Below are 11,581 nucleotides of genomic sequence, written 5' to 3' on the forward strand. Positions count from 1 at the left end.
CCCCGGCGGCGCCCGCTCCTGCGGCGGCCAAGCCCAGCGCCGCACCGGCACCTTCTCCGGCGCACCCGTCGGGCCACCCGAGCGCGGCCGAGGCCTTCGCCAAGTTCCGAGGCGATGCCGGGGGTGGGCCGCCCGTGGCTACCGCGCCGCCGGCCGACTCGGCGCCGACTGCGGCTCCGGGGCCGCCAGCGAGTGAACCGGCTGCGACCCCCGACCCGCAGGCCTCGGCTGGTGAGACGGCGCGCGCCGACGAGCCCACCGAGCCCTCGCCCGCCGAGCAGCCAGCCACTCCCGAGCCTGCTGCCACTCCCGCTCCGGCGCCCGCCCAGTCGAGCACCACACCCGCCGGCGGTCGCGCAGACGCGGCGGCCTGGCAGCGCCTGGTCGACGCCGCCGACGGCAAGACCCTGCCCGCCTCGGAGGCGCTGAAGATCCTGCGCGGCGAATAGCCAACCAGCACCCCAGCCCACCCCTCCCCGATAGTCGTACTCTCCGGCCTGCTTCAGAGAATGGCTCTGCAGGTCGCCGCGAAGTAGGGCTCTCGGAGAGGGGTGGGCTGGTCTATGGGCCGTCGAGGCCGGTGACGCCGGGCGGCCCCCGGGGCCGGCCAAGGGCCAGGATCTGACCGCAGCCAGGTCGACACTGCGGGTGTCCCGTTGCCGGACCCTCCGGCACACGAGCCTTCCCGATTCGAAGGAGCGCCCATGTCCCTCACAGTCACCCCCGCCGTGCGCAGCGAGATCGACGAGCTCACCAGTTACGTCGAGCAGCAGCTGCGCGCGATCCGCACGTCCGCCTACGGCCTCACCGACGAACAGGCGCGGGTCACGCCCTGCGCGAGCGCCCTCTCGATCGGCGGCATCGTCAAGCACTGCGCCTACGTGGCCGACGGCTGGCGCCGCCGCCGCACCCAAGAGCCGGGCCCGGTCGATCCGCAGGCCTTTGCCGAGACGGCGCAGGCCTTCATGGCCAGCTTCGCGCTCACCGACCAGGAGTCCATCACGGACGCCCTGGCCGACTTCGACGCCGCGGCCGAGCGACTCCTCTGCGACCTGCGCGCCCTCGACCCCGATGCCGAGGTGCTCGAACCGCCGGCCCCCTGGGACGGCCGCTTCGAGCCGACGCCCACCCGCGCCCGGTACGCGATCCTGCACGAGATCGAGGAGTTCGCCCGTCACGCGGGTCACGCCGACATCATCCGCGAACAGCTCGACGGCGCCGACGCCGGTGGGCTCGACCTCGCAGTCACCGGCCGGCCGGGCAACGACTTCATCCGCCCCTGGACCCCAGAACCTAAGGCGTGACCCGTCTCCCACCCGGGGTGTTCTACGAACGAGGATCCACGGGCCCCTGCCGGTGAACCAGAGCACGCTGAGATGTAGCCCTCGCCACACACCACCGGGCGGCGATGACAGAGTACCGGCATGAACTTCTGCCCGGCCCAGGGCGACGCAACCGCCGAGCACGCTGATCGCGGCGCTGAAGGAGTGAGCGATGTTCGGTAGGCGAAAGAATCAGCCCGATCAGTACCCCTCACCCTACGAGGGGTCGGACTGGGCGGCGTTACGGGACTATCTCGAGCGACGCGCTCCGCTGCTCGACGCCCATGCCGATCCGATGTTCCGACCACGGGAGCAACTCGTCACCATTGAACGTCTCGATGTCAGCGTCGGCGTGGCGGGTGAGCCGTCGGTCGCCCGCTGGGTGCAACTCCTCGGCGGGGGCCCCACCGTCATTCTTCAGGCGAACACCTCACCCCGCGCGGCTGACGACCGGGGCCTACTTGAGCGGGGGTGGAGCGTCTTTGAACCACGAGGAGGCCCTGTCCTCCTCAATGCGACAGTGGCACTCGACGCCGGCGGTTGTCACCAGATCGTCGAGATGGCCCTCGACGCCCTCACTGCACCCCCCAGGGGCGAAGATCCGGTGCACTTGCGGGTCGTGGACGCAGCGTGTAGGCCGCAGGAACAAAGGGGTTGAGTCGACACTTCCCTCACGGCACAGCTCAGTTGGCATGCGATAGATCCGGCCCCAGCGGCCAGAGACATCGAAGGGGGGTCAGCTGGAGAAGTCGTTGTCGTCGGTGGTGGCGGCGCCGGCGAACTGGGCGTTGTAGAGGCGGGCGTAGGCGCCGTTACGCTCCAGCAACTGCTCGTGGTTGCCCTGCTCGACGATGCGGCCGTCCTCCATCACGAGAATGAGATCGGCGTCCCGGATGGTGGAGAGCCGGTGGGCGATGACGAAGCTCGTGCGATCGGTGCGCAGCGCGGCCATCGCCTGCTGCAGCAGCAACTCGGTACGGGTGTCCACCGAACTGGTCGCCTCGTCGAGGATGAGCAGCGACGGCTGAGACACGAACGCCCGCGCGATCGTGATGAGCTGGCGCTCCCCCGCGGACACGTTGGCGCCCTCGTCCTCGATGATCGTGTCGTAGCCGTCAGGCAGGTGCTGCGCGAACCGGTCCACATAGGTCGCCTCGGCAGCCGCGCGGATCTCCTCGTCGGTCGCGTCGGGGCGCCCGTAGGCGATGTTGTCGCGGATCGTGCCCTTGAACAGCCACGCGTCCTGCAGCACCATCCCGATCTCGTCGCGCAACTCGTCCCGAGACAGGTCGGTGATGTCGACACCGTCGAGCCTGATCCGGCCGCCGTCCAGCTCGTAGAACCGCATGATGAGGTTCACCAGCGTCGTCTTGCCGGCGCCGGTCGGCCCGACGATCGCCACGGTCTGGCCGGGCTCGGCGACCAGCGACAAGTCCTCGATGAGCGGCTTGTCGGGGCTGTAGGAGAAGTCGACGTTCTCGAACTCGATGCGCCCGCACGAGCCCTCGAGCGCCGGCCCGGCCACATCGGGCACCTGCTCTTGCGCGTCCAGCAGCTCGAACACCCGCTCCGCCGACGCCACCCCCGACTGCAGCAGGTTGGCCATCGAGGCCACCTGCGTGATCGGCTGGGTGAACTGCCGCGAGTACTGGATGAAGGCCTGCACGTCGCCGAGCGTCAACGCGCCCGTGGTGACCCGCAGGCCGCCGACGACCGCGACGAGCACGAACGACAGGTTGCCGACGAAGAACATGATCGGCATGATCATCCCGCTGACGGCCTGAGCCCCGAACGCGGCCTTCTGCAGCTCCCGGTTCGTCGTCTCGACACGCGCGATGACCTCCTCCCGGCGGCCGAACACCGTCACCAGCTCGTGCCCGGTGAACGCCTCCTCGATCTGCCCGCCGAGATCACCGGTAGCCGCCCACTGCCTGATGAACAGCTTCTGGCTGCGTTTGGCGATGAGGGCCGTGACCCCGATCGACACGGGGACCGAGATCAGCGCGATGAGCGTGAGCATCGGGGAGATCCACAGCATGAGCGCGAGGATCGCGACGACCTGCACGAGGGAGTTCAGCAGCTGCCCGAAGGTCTGCTGCAGGCTCTGGGTGAGGTTGTCGATGTCGTTGGTGACGCGACTGAGCAACTCGCCCCGCGGCCTGCGGTCGAAGTAGCTCAGTGGTAGCCGGTGCAGCTTCTCCTCGACATCGCGGCGCAACTGACGCATCGCGTTGACCGCGACGTCGTTGAACAGCCGGCCGGCCAGCCATGCGAGCAGCGCCGCGACGACGTACAGGCCGAGCACCAGCAGCAGGATGCGCGCCAACCCGCCGAAGTCGATGCCCTGCCCCGGCACGACGTTCATGCCGCCGAGCATGTCGGCGAAGGTCGTGTCGCCGCGGGCGCGCAACCCCTCGATGACCTGCTCCTTGCTGACCCCGGAGGGCAGCTGGGAGCCGATGAAGCCGGCGAAGATGAGGTCGGTGCCCCAGCCCAGCACCCGCGGCCCCAGTGTGGAGAGGATGACGGAGGCGATCGTCAGCACGAAGCCGCCGATGAGCTGGGTGCGCATCGGCGTCAGGCGACGCAGGATGCGGGCCGAGGAGGCGCGGAAGTTCAGCGATTTCTCCACCGGCATCGCCATGGCCGGCCCACGCCCCGGGCCACCGCCGGCCCCGCCCGGCGCAGGGCCACCGGGGCTGCCGGGCCGCGGCACCGCCGGCCGATCCTGGCCCCCACCGGAGGTCGCGTTCGTGGTGCTGCTCATGCCGTCACCGCCAGCTGCGACTCGACGATCTGCTGGTATTCCGTGCAGGTCGCCAGCAGTTCCTCGTGCCTGCCCAATCCGACGATGCGGCCGGCCTCGAGCACGACGATCTGATCGGCGTCCTCAATGGTGGAGACGCGTTGGGCGACGATGACGACCGTCGCGTCCGCCGTGTACGGCTTGAGCGCGGCGCGCAGCCGCGCGTCGGTGGCCAGGTCCAAGGCGGAGAAGGAGTCGTCGAACAGGTACAGCTCGGGCTGCGCGACGAGCGCCCGGGCGATGCACAGCCGCTGCCGCTGGCCGCCGGACACGTTCGTGCCGCCCTGGGCGATCGACGCCTCCAGGCCGCCGTCCATCGCCTGCACGAACGACGCCGCTTGGGCGATCTCCAGCGCCCGCCACAGCTGTTCGTCGGTCGCGTCCGGATTGCCGTAGCGCAGGTTACTGGCGACCGTGCCGCTGAACAGGTACGGCCGTTGCGGCACGAGCCCCACCCGACGCCACAGCTGCTCGGGGTCGATCTCACGCACGTCGACACCGTCGAGGCGCACGCTGCCGCCGGTGGCGTCGAAGAGCCGCGGCAGCAGGTTGACCAGCGTCGTCTTGCCGGAGCCGGTGGAGCCGATGATCGCCGTGACCGTGCCGGGACGCGCGGTGAAGCTGATGTCGCAGAGCACTGGCGAGTCGGCGCCGGGGTAGGTGAAGCTCACGTCGCGCAACTCCAGCAACCCGCGAGCCTGCCCGATCGGGGTGGGATTGCTGGGCGGCACGACCGTCGAGCTGGTCTGCAGCACCTCCATGATGCGCTCCGCCGAGACCGAGGCTCGCGGGATCATCGTGGCGACCATCGTGGCCATCATGACGCTCATGAGGATCTGGATGAGGTAGCTGATGTAGGCGAACAGCGCCCCGACCTGCATGTCTCCGGAGTCGATGCGGTGTGCACCGAACCACAGCACCGCCACCGTCGAGACGTTCATGACGAGCATGACGATGGGGAACATCAGCACCATGAGTCGCCCGACGCCCAACTGGGTGTCGGTCAACTCGTTGTTGGCGACGGCGAACCGCTCCCGCTCCTGCTCCTCGCGGACGAAGGCCCGCACGACCCGGATGCCGGTGATCTGCTCGCGCAGCACCCGGTTGACGTTGTCGAGGCGCGTCTGGGAGAGCCGGAACAGCGGCACCATCTTGCGGATGATGAGCAGGATCGCCACGAGCAGAACCGGCACCGAGACCGCAACCAGCCAGGAAAGGCCTACGTCTTCGCGCAGCGCCATGATGACTCCGCCGACCATCGTGATCGGCGCGGCGACGAGCATGATGGCGCCCATGACGACGAGCTGCTGAATCTGCTGCACATCGTTGGTGTTGCGGGTGATCAGCGAGGGCGCCCCGAACTGCGCGACCTCACGCGAGGAGAAGCTCATGACCCGACGCAGCAGCGCGGCGCGCACGTCGGCGCCCATGCCCATCGCGGCGTGCGCGCCGGCCCGCACGGCCCCGATCTGGGCAAAGACCTGCACCAGGCTGAACCCGAGCATCCACACCGAGACCGCCCAGATGTGCGCGGTGTCGCCGACGGCCACGCCGTTGTCGATGATGTCGGCGTTCAGGCTCGGCAGGAAAAGCCCGGAAATGCCGGCGACGAACTGCAGCACAATGACGGCGATGAGCGCGCCGCGATAGCGCGCTAGGTAAGTGCGGAGCAGGCGGCTCAGCATGGGCACTCCTTGGTGGCTGAAGGGGTGGCTGAAGGGGTGGCTGAAGTGGGGGCTGAAGTGGTGACGGGCGGTGTGATCTCTTGCTCGCGGCGGGCGGCGCCGTCGAGCAGTAGGTCGGTGACCTCGGCGGCCGACAGCAGTTGGGCGCGCCCGATCTGTCGGCTGGCGTTGCCGAATGCGAGCAGGCGCAGGACGTGGGCGAACTCCTCTGGACCCAAGCGCAAGTGGTCCGCGTCGCACGCGAAGAGTGACTCCAGCGCGGTGCGTTCACCGGGGTGGGCGCTGGGGATCTTCGCTTCGGGGTCGGGGCAGCCAGGGTGGCGGTGGTGTGCCGGCGGGCCGTTGACGCCCAAAGGCTGCAACACCTCGAGCAGCCCGGCGAAGCGCTCCATGAGCAGCTGGGTGGCGGCCAGCGTTCGCTCGCGCAGGGGCAGCGTCGGATCGATACCACCGATCGCGGTGCGCAGCGGCACAGGGCAGGCGATGGCGCCGACCACGGCATCCGTCAGCGCGTCCTTGGTCTCGAAGGCCCGGAACATCGTGCCCTCGGCTATGCCGGCGGCCTTGGCGATGTCGCGGGTGTTGGGCAGCTCGTGCCGCTCGCGCACCAGGCCGATCGTCACGTCGACCAGATGCCTGCGGCGCTCGTCCTGGCTCAGTGCAGGTGCGCGGCGGGCAGTCACGCGCCAGATCGTACGTGGAGTGAGTGCTCACTCACAACCTGGTTTGCGCTCCACCGAGCCCACTCTCAGATCGTCGCGCCGGCGCTCGGGTCGTCGGGCAGCAGGGTGCGGACCAGGAACGTAGCGGCCAAATCGTGCCAAAGGGGCGCCCGGCGCAGCATGAGGTGGCCCGCGCCGGCGAGGCGCTCGAAGGCGACCGACCGGCCATCGGCGCGGGCCCGGCGCACGAACGCCTCCGTGTCGGCGATCGGGCAGACGAGGTCGGCGGCACCGTGCAGGATCAGCACGTCGCGGTCGGCCAGGGGCTGAACGTCTTCGCCCGGCGGCAGCCAGGGCGCGAGCGCGACGACAGAACGGACCGCGCGATGGTCAGCGACCCGCAGTGCCGTCCGCCCGCCCAGCGAGTGCCCCAGCAGCCCGATCGGCACGCCCGGGGCAGCCTCCGCCAGGTCGTCCAGGGCCAATCGCGCCTCGACGGCCGTCGAGGCCGCAGCACCGTTCCAGCCGTTGTGCCGGTGCCGCAGCCGGACGACGGCGATGCGGTCCTCGCTGCGGCGGCGCACCGCGCGGCCGTAAGGGATCATCCGCAGGTAGGGGGCGCCCAGCCGACTCGCCTCGCGAAACCCCCGCTCCGGGCCGCCGTGCAGCAACACGAGGATCGCCGTCGACGGGGTGGGAGTCGGCACCACCTCCAGGTGCGGCCGCACCGGCTCCGGCAGATCCTCCGGCAACTCCCCCGGCGGGGGCGCCGCACTGGGCACAGCTGCTCCTACACCTGGGAGCGAAAAAAGTTGGCGTGGGAGCGGCTGGCCGTCGGGCCGCGCTGCCCCTGGTAGTGCGAGCCGCGCGCGGCGGATCCGTAGGGGTGCAGCGCCGAGCTGGTGAGCCGGAAGAAGCACAGCTGGCCGATCTTCATCCCCGGCCACAGCTTGATGGGCAGGGTTGCGACATTGCTGAGCTCCAACGTCACGTGCCCAGAGAAGCCTGGATCGACGAAGCCCGCAGTCGCGTGGGTCAGCAACCCGAGGCGCCCCAGCGAGCTCTTGCCCTCGACGCGAGCGGCGACGTCGTCGGGCAGGGTCACCGCCTCGAACGTCGACCCGAGCACGAACTCCCCCGGGTGCAGGATGAAGCACTCGTCCGGCTCCACCTCGACGAGCCGGGTCAGTTCCGGCTGCTCCTGCGAGGGGTCGATGACCGCGTACTTGTGGTTGTCGAACAGGCGGAAGTAGCGATCCATCCGCACGTCGATGCTCGACGGCTGGATCATGCCCGGCTCGAAGGGGTCGAGCACGACCCGCCCGGCATCGACCTCGGCCTGGATATCGCGATCAGACAGCAGCACGGCGTCAGGCTACCCGCGCGGGGCCGGGGTGGGCAGACGGTGCCCACGACAGCGCCACGGGCGCCGAATCTCCTTGTGCCACAACGATCAGCAGCCCCTTGGACCAGCGGGCATACCGAGATTTTGCACAACTGGCACTCAGCCCGGCCACCGGCGCGCCGAAAGGAGTTCGCGAGCGGTGGGCGATGTGCGACGTCCAAGACGGCCGGCGTCGGAGGGGGCGCCGGTCGTCGTGGAGGTCGCATGCGTCCGCCCGGAGGGGCTCGCGGTCCACTCTCTGACCGCCGAGCACCGGCGCCGACCCCCGAGGACTGACCAGGCATGACTGCGCGTCCCAGCCGTCCCGCCCACCCCAACTCTTCCCGCGGACGCCCGACCGCACAGCTGCGTCGCCGGGCCGTTGCGGTCACGGTCGGAGCGCTGCTCGCCCTACCGGTCGGGGGCCTCGCGCAGGCGCCGGCCGGCGCCGCCCCCCTGTCGACGGCCGCGGGAGCATCTGTCGCGGCGGGCGCCACTGGCACCACCGTCTCCGCGAATCACGCGCAGCTCGCGCAGGTCGGCGTCGCTGCGGCCAGCGCCGACCCGGTGCGCCTGTCGACCGCCCTGCAGGCCACGATCGCCCGGCAACTCGCCGGGGGCGCCCGCAGCCAGTACCTGGCGGGCCTCAGCGGCTACGTCGTCGACACCGCGACCGGGGAGGTCGTGTGGTCGCGCTCGCCGGACCGCACCCGGATGCCTGCGTCGACGCAGAAGGTCATCACGGCGTTCGTCACGCTGCGCTCGCTGCATCCGCAGGCTCAGATCATCACCAAGACCGTGCAGTCCCAGGCCAACCCGGGCAATGTCTACGTCGTCGGCGGTGGCGACCCGACGCTGACCCGAGCCCGCATCAACGCCCTCGCGGCGCAGACCGCCGCCGCCCTGCAGGCGCAGGGGCGCACGAGCGTCAACCTCTACCTCGACGACACGGTGTTCCCGCGCCCGACCTTGGCGACGGGCTGGAAGAGCAGCTACCTGCGCGGCGACGTGCAGCAGGTGCGCGGCCTGACCCTGCGCAGCTATCGCGGCGCCGACGGGACGCTGGCCGCGGGCGCGGCCTTTCGCTCCGAGCTCACCAAACGCGGTGTCGCCGTGGGCAACTACGGCCGCGGCACGGCCCCCGGCTCGGACGAGTTGGCGCGGACCGCGTCGGCATCGATCACCGCGATCATGAGCGTCATGCTCAACAACTCCGACAACGACTACGCGGAGTACCTGCTGCGCTTGTCGGCGTTGCGGGCCGGTGAGGCCCCGACGTGGAACGGCTCGCTGCGGCACGCCCGCTCCGTGCTGGCGGCCAACGGCATCCCGCTGACCGGGTACGCCGCCTACGACGGCTCCGGCCTGTCGCGCAGCAACCGGATGCCGGTGCGCACCCTGGTGCAGACCCTCACCGCGATGTACCAGGACCCGCAGGACCGGGCGCTCGTGTTCCGCCGCGGCGCGCTGCCGATCTCGGGGCAGACCGGCACCCTACGCACGCGTTACCACTCGAGCGTGCAGCGGTGCGCGGTCGGCAAGGTCAACGCCAAGACGGGCACGCTGGGCGATGTCGTGGCGCTCGCGGGCGTCGCGCACGGGGCCGACGGCCGCGACCGCATCTTCGCTTTCCTGGAGAACGGCAATCGCCGGACCGCCGCGGTGCGCAACGCCGTCGACACCCTGGCGACCAGCACCGTCGGCTGCCGCTGACCGTCGGCTACCGCTGGGCGTCCGACCGCCACGACCTCCCCCCGGCTGTCCCGACCGCCGAGCGCCTCGGGTACAGTTGTCCGTCGACGCGATCCACCGTGGTCGCGATCCGTTGCAGGAGACTGGCGAGCCTCGCTGAGATTTTCGAGAAACCGTCCGTGACCTGCAATAACGCGAGTGTAGTTCAATGGTAGAACATCAGCTTCCCAAGCTGAACACGCGGGTTCGATTCCCGTCACTCGCTCAACACTGGCCTCAGCCCGCCTCGCCGAGCGCGCGGGCTAGAGCCTTCTCGATCTTGCTGGCGTTGTCGGCCAGGCGTTGCGTCTCCCGGCCGACGAGCACGCCGTAGCTATAGGTGTCTTCACCAGCGGCACGGGCCTGGGCGGCGATGCGACGCAGCGTCTCGCGAGCCACCACGGCGTCTTGATGGTCGCCGAGGAGCTCCTGCAAATCCACCCACGCCGCCAGCTCCTGAGCGGGGTCCAGCGGCTGACGCCCGGCACTCTCCTCACCCTCCGCCCCGGCGCTGTCGCGAGCGGCCGCCTCGGCCTCCTCGGCGTCGTCGGCAGCACCTTCGGCAGCGTCGCCCAGCTCGTGCGGCTCCGGCGCGAACTTCGTCGCCGCCTCCACGGCGTACCGCGCAGCCTTGCCCTTCTTGCGCACCTCGTGCAGCTCGAACTCGCGCTCGGCGGGGGTGTCGGCCTCGTCGGCCAGCACCGCGCGCTTCTGCACGCGGTGGGTCGCGGCGAGCAGGAGGTCGTGCAGGCTGCGGCGGCGGCGTTTGCGCCAGGGCAGCGCCAGCAGGAAGTCGGCAATATTGGCCAGCAGGCGTTCGTATCGAGGGCTGTCCAGCGCCGCCACCGCCCGCTCATGCGCCTGGGCGTGCGTCGAATTCAGCTCTCGCCTCAGCCGATTGCGGATCGGGCCGCGCACATCGCGCCGCGGCAGCTCATCGAGTTCACCAAGGATGCGCTCCCGCACCACCTCCCCGTCTCGAGCGCCGCCGAGCGTGCGCGTCAACCAGCGCACCTGACGACGCATCGCCTGCGTCTGCTCCGCGTCGAGCCACGGGCGGATCGTGCGCAGCGTCGCCCGCAGCCGACGGGTGGCGACGCGCATCTTGTGCACCGCGTCGGGGGCGTCGTCGCGAACGGCGCCGGTCAGCGCCTGGATGACGCCGAGTTGGGCCGCCGCGTAACGCCACACCGCCAGTCGCGCCCCGGTGACGTCCGCGGCGATCGACACGTCTTCGGGCACGGCGACCGACGGCCCAGGCTGCAGACCCAGGCTTTCCAGCGCCCGCGCCAGCTTCGACGGGGCCCTTGAGGGGGCCACCCCGATCGTCTCGAAGCCGGCCAACACCGCGGCGACCACAGACGAGGAGGCCGCCTCGGCCTCCGGGGCACTGATGGCCACCGCCGGCTCGGCCGTCACGATCTCGACCTCGACCTCGCGCCAGGTGATCCGCAGCTCGCTGCCGGCCCGACCGGGGCGCCAGGCCTCGACGGTGTCGTCCTCGAGCAGCCCGATCCGCGCGCCGTCGGCGTCGAGCAATTCGCGCCGCACGCGCACGGTGCGCAGCACGCAGACCGGCAGCAGCACCTCCCGACCGATGATCGGGGCGATGACCTCGCGCAGGCTGGCGGGCACGAAGCTACGCGCCGAGCCGAGGGGCGCGGTGTACTCGGTGCGGCGCCACGCCCCGTCGTCGGACTGGCCCCCGGGAGCTTTGAGGTGCCAGCCGGCGTCGGTACCGCCGGTGCGGCGGCGCAACGTGTGCTTGGCGGCGAGCAACGCGAGGTCGGGAGTGTCGTGGTAGACGGCTGTTTGGACCATGCGGCGAGCCGGCCCCACCGTGGTGATCGGACCGAGTCCGGCCAGACGTGGCAGCCGGTCGTCGCGGGACAACTCGAACTTCAGTTCTGTCTCAAGCGCCGCGCCAGTCACGCCCATCAGTCTACGGAAGGAGCACGGTGGCCGCCCGGCCGTGCGACCCGGCCGCCTTC

The 11,581-nt window shown here is 70.6% G+C and carries 8 protein-coding genes, 1 tRNA gene and 1 pseudogene; 4 read left to right on the forward strand and 6 right to left on the reverse strand.

The genetic code is table 11. From position 1 onward, the window contains the following. Both KILIM_RS15375 and KILIM_RS15380 read left to right on the forward strand, forming a co-directional pair. Positions 1-449, forward strand: a pseudogene (locus KILIM_RS15375) (iron-sulfur-binding reductase); the annotation flags it as partial. A 255-nt stretch (positions 450-704) separates the two neighbouring features. After that, positions 705-1,304, forward strand: a complete 600-nt coding sequence (locus KILIM_RS15380; protein WP_006593643.1) for a mycothiol transferase — start codon at positions 705-707, stop codon at positions 1,302-1,304. A gap of 754 nt (positions 1,305-2,058) precedes the next feature. On the opposite strand, the gene KILIM_RS15385 is transcribed toward KILIM_RS15380, so the two are convergent. From KILIM_RS15385 to dcd, 5 genes are all read right to left on the reverse strand, one after another. After that, on the reverse strand, positions 2,059-4,089 hold the full coding sequence (locus tag KILIM_RS15385) for an ABC transporter ATP-binding protein (protein ID WP_157551751.1): 2,031 nt from the start codon (positions 4,087-4,089) through the stop codon (positions 2,059-2,061). Continuing rightward, the gene (locus KILIM_RS15390) at positions 4,086-5,813 is read right to left on the reverse strand and encodes an ABC transporter ATP-binding protein (RefSeq protein WP_006593646.1); all 1,728 of its coding nucleotides are present in this window, start codon (positions 5,811-5,813) and stop codon (positions 4,086-4,088) included. Before KILIM_RS15390 ends, KILIM_RS15385 begins: the two co-directional genes overlap by 4 nt. Beyond that, entirely contained in the window at positions 5,807-6,496 is a 690-nt protein-coding gene (locus tag KILIM_RS22545) for a TetR/AcrR family transcriptional regulator (RefSeq protein ID WP_006593647.1), read from the reverse strand. Before KILIM_RS22545 ends, KILIM_RS15390 begins: the two co-directional genes overlap by 7 nt. 65 nt (positions 6,497-6,561) lie before the next feature. Further along, entirely contained in the window at positions 6,562-7,257 is a 696-nt protein-coding gene (locus KILIM_RS15400) for an alpha/beta hydrolase family protein (RefSeq protein ID WP_006593648.1), read from the reverse strand. A gap of 8 nt (positions 7,258-7,265) precedes the next feature. Further along, positions 7,266-7,841: a dCTP deaminase gene (gene dcd, locus KILIM_RS15405; protein WP_006593649.1), complete on the reverse strand. Its 576-nt coding sequence runs from the start codon at positions 7,839-7,841 to the stop codon at positions 7,266-7,268. Between the two features lie 321 nt (positions 7,842-8,162). Here dcd and dacB point away from each other — a divergent pair, with 321 nt between their 5' ends. Beyond that, positions 8,163-9,572 carry a D-alanyl-D-alanine carboxypeptidase/D-alanyl-D-alanine endopeptidase gene (gene dacB / locus KILIM_RS15410; protein WP_006593650.1) on the forward strand — a complete coding sequence of 470 codons (1,410 nt, stop codon included), beginning with the start codon at positions 8,163-8,165 and terminating at the stop codon, positions 9,570-9,572. 173 nt (positions 9,573-9,745) lie between these two features. After that, positions 9,746-9,816, forward strand: a tRNA-Gly gene (locus KILIM_RS15415). An 11-nt stretch (positions 9,817-9,827) separates the two neighbouring features. Here the strand turns inward: KILIM_RS15415 and KILIM_RS15420 are convergent. Continuing rightward, a complete protein-coding gene (locus KILIM_RS15420; RefSeq protein WP_169330767.1) occupies positions 9,828-11,522 on the reverse strand; it encodes a CYTH and CHAD domain-containing protein in 1,695 nt (564 codons plus the stop codon). Between the last annotated feature and the right edge of the window lie 59 nt (positions 11,523-11,581).

It is taken from the genome of Kineosphaera limosa NBRC 100340 (assembly GCF_000298215.1).
GTDB classification, from domain to species: Bacteria; Actinomycetota; Actinomycetes; order Actinomycetales; family Dermatophilaceae; genus Kineosphaera; species Kineosphaera limosa.